Below are 12,998 nucleotides of genomic sequence, written 5' to 3' on the forward strand. Positions count from 1 at the left end.
TTTCTTTCTCCGATGAAAAACGAATTATTATTATCCGCCGCGTTACTTCCGTTATCCGGAATGTCAGGAGCAGTCCAGGCGATGCCGTCAAGCGAGGCAATGCCCGCCGCGGAGCAACGCCCGAACATTATTTTATTTTTAGTGGATGATATGGGATGGCAGGACACATCTCTGCCTTTCTGGACACAGCGCACCCGCTACAACGACACGTACCATACGCCCAACATGGAGCGTCTGGCAACTCAGGGCAAGATGTTTACACAAGCCTACGCGTGCAGTATCAGCTCGCCTACGCGCGTCAGCCTTTTTACGGGTATGAACGCCGCGCGACACCGGGTGACAAGCTGGACGCTGCGTAAGAATACCACCCACGAGCAACCGGACTCCGTTATGATTTATCCCGAATGGAACGTTAACGGCATTTGCCAGGAGCCCGGTGTGGAACGCACCACGCAAGTTACCTCGCTGGCACAGGTACTCAAAGACAACGGTTACCACACCATCCATTGCGGTAAAGCCCACTTCGGGGCCAACGACACGCCCGGAGCTGATCCGCTGAAAATGGGCTTTGACGTGAACATAGCCGGTCATGCGGCAGGCTCTCCCGCCAGCTACTACGGCATGCAGAACTTTGGAAACAAGCCTGACGGGAAAAGCCCGCTGGCTGCCGTACCCGGATTGGAAAAATATCATGGAAAAGATATATTCCTCTCGGAAGCGCTCACCATAGAAGCCGAAAAGGCCTTGGACGATGCACGGAAAACGGACAAGCCTTTCTTCCTATACATGGCTCATTACGCCATACACACTCCTATCCAGCCCGATATGCGTTTCTACCAAAAGTATCTGGACAAAGGCCTTCCCCCGGTAGAAGCGGCGTATGCCACACTGATAGAGGGTATGGACAAAAGCCTCGGCGACCTGATGGACTATCTGGACAAGAATAATCTCACCGATAACACCGTCCTGCTTTTCATGTCCGATAACGGCGGGTTGGCCGCGCACACCCGTGCCGGACAACTGCATGTGCAGAACTACCCGCTCAACAGCGGAAAAGGTTCCGCCTACGAAGGCGGGGTGCGCGAACCGATGATTGTACGCTGGCCCGGCACGGTAGCCGCAGAAACCAAATGCGACCATTATCTGATGATAGAGGACTTCTTCCCCACCATTCTCGAAATAGCCGGTGTGAAGCATTACAATACGGTACAGGAACGCGACGGCATCAGCTTTCTGCCCTTGCTTACCGGCAAAGGCAAAATGCCCGCTCGCGACATATACTGGCACTACCCGCACAGTTGGGGTCCTTCCGGCCCGGGCATAGGAGCCACCTGCTCCATCCGCTCCGGAGCATGGAAGCTGGTATACTACTTTGACAGCGGCAAGCGCGAATTGTTCAATATCCCGGCCGACATCGGCGAACAGCATGACATAGCAGCCGGGAACCCGAAACTTGTAAAGAAACTATCCAGAAAATTAAGCAACTATCTGCGGTCAGTGGACGCACAGCGTCCGATACTGCGCGCCACCCGACAGCCGGCGCCCTGGCCTGATGAAACATTATAAAGAATCATGAAACGTATATTTTCACTTATTTGCCTGTCCTTGCTGTTGGCAGGGACAGGCTATGCCCAGACAGGCAAGCGGCAACCCGTCCGTAAAGGAAAAGCGGGCGTCAACCTCTCCCTTTGGAAGAATCTCTCCACACAACGCACGGACACGGTCGGAAGCACTTTCTTCAATCTCGGTATCTTCTCGGCCATGAACCGTTTGAACGGCTTGGGAGTAAATGCATTGGGAGCCGTTGTGGGCAGAGACATGAACGGAGCGCAGTTCTCCGGCATATCCAATATGGTGGGTGGAAGTATGCGGGGCGTACAAATGGCAGGAATCACCAATATCAACGGCAATAATCTCAGCGGCCTGTCCGTTGCCGGACTTGTGGGTATCACCGGGAATCATGCGCAGGGAGCGGTCTTTTCCGGCTTGGCCAATATCACGGGCGATAACAGCAGCGGAGTGATTGCGGGCGGCCTGCTGAATATCACAGGTGACAAGACCGCCGGCGTACAACTTGCGGGACTTGCCAATATTTCGGGCGGTAATTTTGCAGGCATCACCGCATCCGGCCTGTTGAATGTGGCAGGCGGCGATATGAGGGGAATCCAGATTTCCGGTTTGGGAAACATCACAGGCGGTACGTCTGCCGGCGTGCAGCTTGCTCCCCTCAATGTGGCGGTTCGCGCTAAAGGACTTCAGATAGGTCTGGTGAACTATTATAAGGAAAAGCTGGACGGCTTCCAGTTGGGACTGGTCAATGCCAATCCGAATACCAAAGTGCAGATGATGCTTTTCGGCGGTAACGCCACGAAACTGAATCTCGCGGCCCGCTTCAAGAACAAGCTGTTTTATACCATTCTTGGCGGTGGTACGCATTTCCTCGATTTCAGCGACAAATTCTCCGGCGCGCTTTTCTACCGTGCCGGACTGGAACTGCCTGTTTACAAGCAACTGTTCATCAGCGGCGATTTGGGCTATCAACACGCAGAAACCTTCAGGAACAAAGACTATGGTTTCCCAGCCCGGCTGTATTCTCTCCAAACCCGCATCAACCTCGAATATCGCCTGACGGCAAAGTCAGGAGTGTTCGTGACAGGCGGTTACGGCTGGGACAGGCATTACAACAAAAACGCCGCCTTCGACAAAGGGATTATTGTGGAAGGCGGCGTGGTATTGTTTTAGAAAATCTCCTTTTCTTTAATGAATCCCGTCCGGTAGGCTACCAGCAGCTTCTTCAAATCTTGGATTTGCGTTACGAGCTGCTTGCCCTTATCGGTATCTTTCACCATCATGCGCTGTGAGTTGAACTCGATGACGAATGTCGTGGACTTGATGTCCTGTCCCTCTTCAATCGCTTTCTGACGGCTTTGGAACGGGTCGTGCTGCACCAGCTGCATGCCGTGCGAATGATATACCAGCGTATAGCCCGCGATACCCGTTTCGGGCTGATAGGCCTTGGAGAAACCGCCGTCAATCACCAGCAGTTTGCCGTCCGCCTTTATGGGGCGCTCGCCTTTAATAATCTTCACGGGCACGTGTCCGTTGATGATATGTGAATGAGGCCCCGGTTCCACTCCGAACTCGGCCAGGATATTATCGCAGATATCGGCACGGTTGCGAAGCGTGTAGTAATATCCCTTGCTCTCTTTATGCAGCGCCTTGTCGGCTATGAAGTAACGCTCGAAAGTCGCCATCTTATCCTTGTCGAAAGACGGAGCGTCCGGCCCGCACCACATATACCACATATAATCCAGCGCAAAGTTCTTCTCTTTGGAACCATCCTCGTCAAAGTAGGCGGTACGGATAAGCTGGTCGGTCTTTTGCAGCAGCTTATGCCCCCAGTACTCTTTCTTGCCGATGCGTACGTGCTTGAAGCTTCCGTCCTCATTCAAAGGCACGGACGCATGATACAGCAGGTTGCTGTTGCACACCAGGTACATACCGCCGTAAGTAAACAGGCAGCGCATGTGCTTCTTCAGCTTCTCGCTGTTCATAAACGAGGCATGAATCTTGTCCACCAGTTCCCGTTCCTCATCGGTCAGGCGATACGGGTCAGCCGGGTCGATAGTCGGGAAGTTGGCGTCGCGCAGTTCGTATTCCTTACCCTCGTAGATAAATACGCCCCGTTCAAAGTCTATCTTATGCAGCAACTTCCGGTTTGCCATGCCGAATTCCGGGCGGCGGTCTATAATCTCCGCTTCCAGTTTAAGCTGGATAATCGTAATGGCCTTGTGCATCTGCGTAATCAGGCGCAGTGTCTTTTCATTGTAATTGGCGTCGGCGAAGTTCATCTTCGGGGCAAAGATAGCGCAGGCGTCGTCCGCATAGGTATCCATCGCAAAGGTAGCCAGAGGCAGCAGATTGATGCCGTATCCGTCTTCCAGCGTCGCCAGGTTGGCATAGCGCATGGACATGCGGATAACGTTTGCTATACAGGCATCGTTACCCGATGCGGCGCCCATCCACAGAATATCATGGTTACCCCACTGGATGTCGAAGTTATGGTAGTCGCAAAGCGTATCCATGATGATATGCGCGCCCGGACCACGGTCGTAGATATCCCCCACGATGTGCAGGGAATCGATTGTAAGCCGTTGGATAAGGTTGCACATGGCGATGATGAAGTCGTCCGCACGCTTGGTAGAGATAATCGTGCTGATGATGACGTTGATATACGCGTGCTTGTTGGGCTCTACGCTGGACTCGTGCAACAACTCCTGAATGATGTAGGAGAACTCTGCCGGCAACGCCTTGCGCACCTTCGAGCGCGTATATTTGGAAGATACGTTCTGGCAGACTTTCACCAGTTGGTTCAAGGTGATGAGATACCAGTCGTCCAGGTCTGTTTCCTGTTCCTTTATCAACTGCAATTTCTCTTCCGGATAATAAATCAGCGTACAGATTTCTTTCTTCTCACTTTCGCGCAGCGTATGGCCGAAAATCTCATTCACTTTTCGTTTTACCGCGCCCGAAGCGTTCTTCAATACATGCTGAAAAGCCTCGTACTCTCCATGAATATCCGTCAGGAAATGCTCTGTTCCCTTAGGCAAATTCAGAATGGCTTCCAGATTGATGATTTCCGTACTGGCATCGGCGATGGTAGGAAAACTGCGCGACAACAATTGCAAATAGCGTAAGTCGCTGATTATACTTTCCGGAGTAATAGTTCCCATGATATGATTTCAGATTTATGATTTATATTCGGTTATCGATACTATCAGGAGCGATAATTCCTCTAACTCCTGACACACATTATTTCTCATTTTTCAATTCTCAATTCTCAACTTAACAAGAACATCAACAGCACCTGCGCTATGATTACCCGCAGGAACATACACATCGGATATACCGTTGCATAAGCCACCGACGGGTTATCGCCAGGGATGGTGTCGTTGGCGTAATTCAGCGCCATCGGGTTCGCCATGCTTCCGCACAGCATGCCTGCCATAGAGCCGAAATCCACTTTCATCCACTTAAAGGCAATCACACCCACTATCAGTACCGGGACGACAGTCAGCGTAAATCCGGCCGCAATCCACAGCAAGCCTTCCGGACGGAATACCGTATCGAAAAAATGCGCTCCCGCGTCCAGTCCCAGGCAAGCGAGGTATAGCGACAGTCCCAATGCGCGCAGCATCAGGTTGGCGCTGCGTGTGGTATAGGTTATCATGTGCATTCTCGGTCCGAAAGTACCGATGAGAATACCCACGATAATCGGTCCGCCGGCAAGTCCCAGTTTCACCGGAGCGCTGATGCCCGGCAGGGAAATGGGGATTGCCCCCAAAGCAAGTCCCAGGATGATGCCGATAAATACCGCAACCAGATTCGGCTCCTTCAGGCTCTTGATGGCGTTGCCCAGCACTTTTTCCACATTCTGGATGGCGGCGGCCTCACCTACTACCGTCAGGCGGTCACCCAACTGCAAGGTCAGTTCCGCGGTGGCAAGCAACTGTACGCCGCTGCGGTACACACGGCTGATGTTGATGCCGTAATGATTGCGCAGGTGAAGCGAACCCAGCTTCTTTCCGTTCAGCTCGGGACGTGTCACCACGATACGCTGCGAGATGAGCTGGCTGTCTATGGCATTCCAGTCGATATCCTCTTTATTCCAGTCGGTATGTTCCTGCTCGCCGAACAGTACGGTCAACGCCGGGGCATACTTCTCCGAAGTCACCACCAGCAAGCGGTCTCCTTCCTTTATTATCTTCTCGGAAGTAGGAATACTTACGTTGCCGTCCCGCCACAAACGGGAGATGACGAACTTCGGATAATTCAGACCGCCTATCTCCTTGATGCTTTTATCGAAGATGGCCGGATTGTGTACCTGAAACGCCGCGATATAGGTTTTGTTCGCATCGTCTTTCTCTTTCAGTTCCAAATCTTCCTTACGGGCCAATGCCTTGCGTATTATCAGTACGGCAAGAATCACTCCCACCACCCCCAGCGGATAGGCTACCGCACAGCCCAAAGCCGGAGTGCTGGACTCCAGTCCCATCTGCTTCAAGGTCTGTTGCGCCGCGCCCAGCGCCGGTGTGTTGGTCGTGGCGCCGCAGAGGATGCCTACCATGTCCGGCAGCGATATGTTCAGTCCGTAACTGCCCAATACGGCCATCAACGTACCGATCAGCACCACTCCCAGAGCCAGCATGTTCAGTTGCACCCCGCCCTTGCGGAAAGAGCTGAAGAAACCGGGCCCCACCTGTAAGCCCAACGCGTACACAAATATTACCAGTCCGAAACTTTCCGCGTAGTTCAGCATCTGCGGGTCGATGGACAACCCGAAATGCCCGGCGAGAATACCGGCAAAGAAAACAAAAGTCACGCCGAGGGAGATACCGCAAATATGTACTTTCCCCAACCCCAATCCGATAGCTGAAATCAGTGAGAGCACCACCACCGCCTGCAAAGCGGAGTGTTCGATAAACAAACTATATAGCCATTCCAAAGTGTTACGGTTTTATCTACATTTAGAAGTGCAAAGATAGGAAGTTCCGCGAAGCCTAAAAAGATAAATGCAGGAAATTCACGCAAAGCCCCTCATTTCCCGCCTTTCACTTGTACAAAATATCTTTTATCACTACATTCACGGCATGAAACGCCTTATTATACCGATTATATGTATGCTCCTGCCGCTGGCCGGATGCCATGAACGCAAGCCGCTTCCCGGCCTTGACATCGCGGACAGCCTGCTGGTCAATGCCGGCGATAAATCCGGAGCCTTGCGCATCTTCCTGCAGATTGAGGAGCAATTGAAAAGCCGGCAAGACCCTTACGGCAAAGGACTGCTCTACGAGCGCATCGGCGACATATACTACGAGCAGATGAACTACGTACGCGCCTACCACTACTTCAAGCAGGCCAGAGAAAATTTTCAAGTATCCGACAGCCTTCGTGAAGAGACGGAAGCCACGCTTGACATGGCCGCCGCGTCCTACCGCCAGAAAGACCTGGAACGTGCCATGAGGCTGTACTCGGCTGCCCTCGACCTTGCCGACGAGCAAGATAGTGAAGCGCTTGCCGAAACAGCACTCAGCAATCTCGCCTCCCTTTATGTAAAGTCGCACAAAAAGCAGATTCCGCAAGACCTGCTGCAACGCATCGAACGGTCCGCACGCAAAGACACACTGTTCGGCAACCATACCATGATTGACGTACAATTGCTCAAGCACCGTACAGACAGCGCACGCCATTATCTGAAACTGGCGGCGGCTCAGGATAATGATGTGCTGGACAAGGCGGAATTGCATTACACCGCCTACCGGATAGAAGCTTTGTCCGGCAATTTCCGGCAGGCCACCGATCACATACACCGTTATATCTATCTCACGGATTCCCTGACACGCTCAATCATGCAGTTTTCTGCCGGTGTAATCGAAAAAGAGTACTATCAGGAGCGTTCCGCTTTCGCCGAGTACCGGATGAAGCACCGCATTTTCTGGGAAATAGCCGTTATCTGCGGGATATTCCTTCTTGTGGGAGTAGCTTTCTATATTGTCCGCCAGCGCCTGCACCTGCAACGTGAACGTAACGACCATTATCTGCTGCTGGCAGAAGAAGCCCGTGCCGAATACCAGGCTCTCACCCGTCAAATGGAAGGGCGATACGACACGGAAAAACGTTTGAAGAATCTGGTAGCTTCCCGTTTCGACATCATCGATAAACTCGGCAAGACCTATTACGAACGGGAAAACACCCCGTCACAACAGGCTGCCATGTTTCAGGAAGTGAAACGAATCATTACCGATTTCTCAGAGAACAATGAAATGTTTCAGGAATTGGAGCAGATGGTCAATACCTGCCACGACAATGCCATGCAGAAGCTTCGGCAGGTTTTCCCTGCAATGAAAGAGAACGACATCCGTCTACTTTGTTATATTTTTACCGGTTTTTCTCCGCAAGTAATCAGCTTGTTCATGAAAGAAAGCGTGGCAAACATCTATGCGCGTAAATCCCGGTTAAAGTCACGCATCAAAACTTCCGGAACACCTCATACGGAGCTGTTCATGTCCCTCTTCGGATAACTGTCAGACGCATGTTAGAAAAAGACAAATCCTCCGGAGATTAATCTACTGTAAAACAAGCATATAGAAAACAGACTGTTAGATTTACACGTTTATATCGTAACTCCCCGAAGAAACGGATTCGCTACTTTTGCAACCAAAAATAACGATAATAAAAGTGTAAAAATATGAAGAGTAAGATTGTTTTTTTAGTGTGTATCATGTTTTTTATAGTAGCGTGCGAGAAAGAACAGATTCCTTTGGAGAAACCCATTGAAGCCCCCGCCCCATCCAGCAATGATGAAAAACCGGAAGAGAAACCGGAAGGTACGACAGAAGGGCAACCGGAAGAGAAACCCGAACAGCAACCGGAGATACAAGCTACGCTCGAGAAGTTATCAATCGCGCAACTGCCTCATAAAACTTTCTATACTTTAGGAGAAGAACTGAATCTAAACGGACTTCAACTAACCGGATTATACAGTGACGGGAAAGAATACCCCGTCACTGTCAGTCCGGAACACATCAGCGGTTTTTCTTCCGAAGCTCCCGCAGAGCATTTGGAGTTAACAGTCAATATAGAAGAACGGCAAGTGAGCTTTATCATTCAAGTTGCACCCGTTCGCGTACGGGAAGGAGTGCTGACAGAAGTCCTTAAAGGTTACAGTGAAATCACGCTTCCCCCCAATGTAACGGCTATCGCGCCGCAGGTATTCCAAGGTAACCGGCAAATCGCCAAAGTAATAATGAACGAAGGATTAACTTCGATAGGCGAAAGAGCATTCTTCAATTCGAGCATACAGGAAGTAGTCTTCCCCTCTACTTTGAAGCAACTCGGACAAGACATCTTCTATTACTGCAACCAGTTGAAACGCGCCGATCTCTCACATACGCAAATCACCCGCTTGACTTCCGGAAGTTTCGTATACGCCGGTGTAGAAGAAGTATTATTGCCGTCTACGCTCCAAAGCATAGAAGTACAGGCTCTGATGAAGACAGGTAAGCTGAAATCCGTTGTCATCCCTCAAAATGTAAAATATATCGGTCAGGAAGCGTTCCGGGAAAGCGGCATCATCAATGTACAGCTCCCCAACGGTATCTCTACCATTGTAGACCGCGCTTTCTATTACTGTCCCAATCTGACGGAAGTGTCAACCTATGGTCCTGTTTCGGACAACGACCCCGACGCCATGATTCAAGCCTATTGTTTTGTTGGATGCCCCAACCTCTCCCGGCTTGAAATACCCCGGAGTATCCGCATCTTGGGACAAGGGCTGATAACGGGTAATCAAAAGGTAAACAAACTGACAATCCCGTCCCGTGTTGTCCGAATCAATTTTTCCGCTTTTGACAATACAGGAGTTAAAGAGGTCATTGTAGAAGCCGTCACGCCACCCGCTACTCCCGAAGGCGAATGGTACGGATTCCCTAAAACGGTAACAAGTATCCTCGTCCCGGCACAGGCTGTCAAAGCATACAAAACCGCCCGAGGCTGGAATAAATTTGCAGAAAAGATTGCGGCCCGTCCGTAACACTTTCCGCTTCCTCTGCCATAAACTTAAATAACGGAATCCGCATGACAACAAGCAGATATAACACTTTCGGGTACATCCTGATATTTATTTTCTCATCGATAGGAACGTCCATATACGCACAGGAAAAGGGAACCGTGAAATATTGGAAAGTGGAATTAATGGGAGCCGTCAACACTTACGACGGCTGGGAAATAGAACCTTCCGTAACCTGCCAACCCGTCCGTTATATCGGACTGACGATGGGACTCTTATTCTGCAATCCGATAAACGAGAGCGGTTTCATCGGAGAATCGCAAGACAAACAATGGTATTGGAGTGCAGTGGACGACGATAATGGAAGTTATCTTTTTGCCCTGCGCCCTTCCGTCCTATTCACCTCACCTTCTATATGGCTGGGCGAGGATAAAGATTATGCCTTATCTTTTTCCATTTCTCCCGGAATAACCATGCCTTTGCCCCCGAACCGGGAATTCAATATCGAGTACTTCCCGCAAAAGCCCGGAGCATGGACCGCCTTTAAAACAGAGCATGTCAAAAACAAAGATGCGACCTTTGTTTACTACCATCTCCGAAGTGCCGTATCGCTCGAAATAGACGACAGCATCATCCTGTCAATGGGATATACTCTTTCCAACTTCGACTTATATGGCGGAAGCCGGAATATTGTCATCGAGGGCAGGAAACTGAATCCTGAACGGCACCCCTTGATGCATTCTTTCTTTATAGGTATCGGTTATCGCTTTTAAACGAAAAAGGCGGTTGCCAAAATGACAACCGCCTTTTTCGTTTAAAAAAAATAACTCAAAGAAAAGTACACCCTCAGGGATTCGAACCCTGGACCCACTGATTAAGAGTCAGTTGCTCTACCAACTGAGCTAAGAGTGCTTCTATTAAATTGTAGTGGATACGAGAATCGAACTCGTATTACATGCGTGAGAGGCATGTGTCCTAACCGTTAGACGAATCCACCGACTTTTTAGAAAAGCACCGGCTTTTGCAAACCGATGCTTTCTATTTTTGTTCCTTGCGGAAGCTGGGGGATTCGAACCCCCGGTACGGTTACCCGTACGTCAGTTTAGCAAACTGGTGGTTTCAGCCACTCACCCAAACTTCCTTAGTAACCAACATTCTTCTCAAATGCGGTGCAAATGTATGGTAAACTTTTGGACTATGCAAATCTTTCCTGCATAATTTTTTCCTCATTTTCGCAAGAAAAGAGATAACACGTTAACACTCAAAATCTAATAGAGCAGAAAAAACAATAAAATCAAGCTTTCGCCATCAAACATTATTTTATAAAACTCTTACTTACCCATTTCATGCTATACCAACGACGCACAAAGATAGCACCCCGAATGTTTTCATCCAGCAAAAACGCAATCCACATACCGCAAATTCCCCAACCAAACGGAATGCCAAACAGATATCCAAGCCCCACAGCCACGCTCCACATCACTACCAGTCCCACATAGAACGGATAATTTACATCTCCCGCCGCACGCAAGGCATTGGTAGCGAAAATATTGATAGGCCGCCCTATCTCCAGTACAACGTCGATTATCAGAATCGTGACCCCCATTTTGATAATTTCGGGATTAGACGTCAGCCAACCGAAAATAACATGCCCCAAAAGCGCCAGTATACAGGACAGAATCAAGGTTATCATCACAGACTTCTTCATTACATACTTCCCCATCAGAAAAGCCGCCCGAGGTTTCTTCTCCCCTATCAGATGTCCGATACATATCGCCCCGCCCTGCGCCATAGAAATGCTGAACAGATAGGCGAACATGATAATATTGACACAATAAGTACGCGTAGCCAACGCTTCCACCCCCAACATATTAATGAAATAAGTGATTACCACCTGCGAAGAACTGTAAGAAAGTTGCTCACCGGCAGAGGGCAGCCCCACCTTCATCAAATTCTTCAACTCCATCCAGGGGAACGGACGGAAATAAGCCAACGGAAAACGGTGGATATGCTTGCGAAACAGGATGACGAACAGAATAACCATCGAAACGCCCCTGCTGAAAGCCGTGGAAATGGCAGCTCCCTCTACTCCCAGCTCCGGGAAACCGAACCGTCCGAAAATCAAAGAATAATTACCTATGATATTAAGGATATTCACAACCACCGTCACCATCATCGGATATATCGCCTTGTTTGCGCTGCGCAAGGATGCGGAAAGAGTCAGAGACAATGCCTGAAAAAAGGCGAATGCCCCTACGATACGCATATAATCCATACCATCCTGCATCAGCTCGGGCCCGAGTCCCATCAAACGTAAGATAGGCTCCGCACCGCCGAACAGCAGCATACTGATACTGACACCCACCACCAGGTTAACCAGAACAGACACTCCCACCACCTGTACCACCTGTTTATGCAACCTCGCTCCAAGATATTGCGAACACAAGACCGAAGTACCGAGGTTTATCACCTCAAAAACCAGAAAAGTCAGCATAATAATCTGGTTGACTACACCTACGGCAGCCACGCTGTTATCCGAATGGCGGCTCAGCATGATGGTGTCCACCGCGCCGAGCATCATTATGAGTAATGTCTCTATAAAGATAGGAGCCGCCAGTTTGGCAAGCCGTTTCTTCAGGTTCTCCTGCTGTATCATTGTTCGTGGGATGTGCTATGCTAAAAATCGCGCAAAGATACGGAAAGGAAAGAGACGCGAAATTGATACATATCAAATAAATTTCCTTATCTTTGCCACACTAAATGACACCCCCAATCTACATTAACTGTTATGGAAACATTACTCAAAGAGACAGTTGATATCACTGTCAATTCCCGTTATCCGGGCATGGCTCCCGAAGGCAGACGACAAATCGAAGAAATCCTGATTCGCAAAGAGGTGGAAAAAGGCGAGCTTCTGTTGAAGGAAGGACAAATCAGCCACAACATCGTACTCGTCGGCAAAGGCATGCTGCGACAGTTCTACTACAAAAACGGCAAGGACGTCACCGAACATTTCTCGTATGAAGGCTGCATCGTTATCTGCATCGAAAGCACCCTCAAAAAAGAGCCCACCCACCTGATGATCGAAGCGCTCGAGGACAGCATCGTCTACCTGCTTCCCTATGACAAGTTGATGTTACTCACCGAAATCTCCCGGGAAATCAATATGTTCTATCGCAAGATACTTGAATACTCCCTTATTGTTTCACAAATCAAAGCCGATTCCTGGCGGTTCGAGACTGCACGCGAGCGTTACAACCAACTGATGCGGCACCAGCCGGAAGTCATCAAGCGTGCTCCCTTGTCGCATATCGCGTCTTATCTGCTGATGACTCCCGAGACATTAAGCAGAGTACGTTCGGGCATACTCTGATTTTTTGCGGGGGTGCCCGAACCGGTCATATCTGAATTTATATAGAATATTTATCCT

General features: G+C 49.8%; 9 protein-coding genes and 3 tRNA genes. 6 read left to right on the top strand and 6 right to left on the bottom strand.

The window, feature by feature from the left end:
* Nucleotides 1-12: 12 nt before the first annotated feature.
* Entirely contained in the window at nt 13-1,566 is a 1,554-nt protein-coding gene (locus BHV73_RS13320; protein ID WP_087413680.1) for a sulfatase, read from the top strand.
* 6 nt (nt 1,567-1,572) lie between these two features.
* Entirely contained in the window at nt 1,573-2,742 is a 1,170-nt protein-coding gene (locus BHV73_RS13325; RefSeq protein WP_087413681.1) for an LA_2272 family surface repeat-containing protein, read from the top strand.
* Here the strand turns inward: BHV73_RS13325 and BHV73_RS13330 are convergent.
* Nucleotides 2,739-4,733, bottom strand: a complete 1,995-nt coding sequence (locus BHV73_RS13330) for a fructose-bisphosphatase class III (RefSeq protein WP_009120735.1) — start codon at nt 4,731-4,733, stop codon at nt 2,739-2,741. The two genes, BHV73_RS13325 and BHV73_RS13330, sit on opposite strands and share 4 nt — an antisense overlap.
* A 107-nt stretch (nt 4,734-4,840) precedes the next feature.
* Nucleotides 4,841-6,505, bottom strand: coding sequence for a putative transporter (locus BHV73_RS13335; protein WP_009120734.1), 1,665 nt, complete (start codon nt 6,503-6,505; stop codon nt 4,841-4,843).
* Nucleotides 6,506-6,572: 67 nt separating this feature from the next.
* Here BHV73_RS13335 and BHV73_RS13340 point away from each other — a divergent pair, with 67 nt between their 5' ends.
* The 3 genes from BHV73_RS13340 (at nt 6,573) to BHV73_RS13350 (ending at nt 10,341) form a co-directional block, all read left to right on the top strand.
* On the top strand, nt 6,573-8,081 hold the full coding sequence (locus BHV73_RS13340; RefSeq protein WP_195500713.1) for a tetratricopeptide repeat protein: 1,509 nt from the start codon (nt 6,573-6,575) through the stop codon (nt 8,079-8,081).
* Nucleotides 8,082-8,248: 167 nt separating this feature from the next.
* Complete coding sequence (locus BHV73_RS13345; RefSeq protein WP_087413683.1) at nt 8,249-9,592, top strand: leucine-rich repeat protein; 1,344 nt, start codon at nt 8,249-8,251, stop codon at nt 9,590-9,592.
* Between the two features lie 44 nt (nt 9,593-9,636).
* Nucleotides 9,637-10,341, top strand: a complete 705-nt coding sequence (locus BHV73_RS13350; protein WP_087413684.1) for a hypothetical protein — start codon at nt 9,637-9,639, stop codon at nt 10,339-10,341.
* A 66-nt stretch (nt 10,342-10,407) separates the two neighbouring features.
* Here the strand turns inward: BHV73_RS13350 and BHV73_RS13355 are convergent.
* From BHV73_RS13355 to BHV73_RS13370, 4 genes are all read right to left on the bottom strand, one after another.
* Nucleotides 10,408-10,480 (bottom strand) — tRNA-Lys (locus BHV73_RS13355).
* 13 nt (nt 10,481-10,493) lie between these two features.
* Nucleotides 10,494-10,565, bottom strand: a tRNA-Glu gene (locus BHV73_RS13360).
* A 57-nt stretch (nt 10,566-10,622) separates the two neighbouring features.
* Nucleotides 10,623-10,709: transfer RNA gene (locus BHV73_RS13365), tRNA-Ser, on the bottom strand.
* 174 nt (nt 10,710-10,883) lie between these two features.
* Complete coding sequence (locus BHV73_RS13370) at nt 10,884-12,224, bottom strand: MATE family efflux transporter (RefSeq protein ID WP_022218699.1); 1,341 nt, start codon at nt 12,222-12,224, stop codon at nt 10,884-10,886.
* Nucleotides 12,225-12,356: 132 nt separating this feature from the next.
* On the opposite strand from BHV73_RS13370, the gene BHV73_RS13375 reads away from it, so the two are divergent.
* A complete protein-coding gene (locus BHV73_RS13375) occupies nt 12,357-12,941 on the top strand; it encodes a Crp/Fnr family transcriptional regulator (protein WP_009120729.1) in 585 nt (194 codons plus the stop codon).
* The last annotated feature ends 57 nt before the right edge of the window (nt 12,942-12,998 follow it).

This window comes from Bacteroides sp. 44_46, from assembly GCF_001915465.1.
In the GTDB taxonomy this organism is placed as follows: domain Bacteria; phylum Bacteroidota; class Bacteroidia; order Bacteroidales; family Bacteroidaceae; genus Bacteroides; species Bacteroides clarus.